Annotated in this window: 1 protein-coding gene; it reads right to left on the reverse strand. The window is 39.8% G+C overall.

The window, feature by feature from the left end; translation table 11 throughout:
- Nucleotides 1–40 precede the first annotated feature (40 nt).
- Nucleotides 41–249, reverse strand: a 209-nt coding sequence (locus AQ1_RS12390) for a hypothetical protein (RefSeq protein ID WP_042087840.1), incomplete at its 5' end; no start/stop codon positions are given.

Genomic DNA, 249 nt, shown 5'->3' on the forward strand with positions numbered 1-249 from the left:
ATGATCTGGTGACTGGAGTTCTCATAAACAATATTTTCTGCTATTCAGTCAGCATATGGATATAAATAATCAGAAATACATAGGGAATGATATCTGTACTCTGGGCATGGGATCCCAACAAGCCGGCCATGTCCTGGTCTAAAATTCGCATGGTCGGCAACTGTCTAAAATCTTCTTTTTGCCATTGTTGCTGGAGTTGTTTCGCCTGAACTCGGTCAAAATTAGTACCGAAGATAATTGCTAATTTAC

The organism is Iodidimonas nitroreducens, assembly GCA_000710935.1.
GTDB classification, from domain to species: Bacteria; Pseudomonadota; Alphaproteobacteria; order Sphingomonadales; family Rhodothalassiaceae; genus Iodidimonas; species Iodidimonas nitroreducens.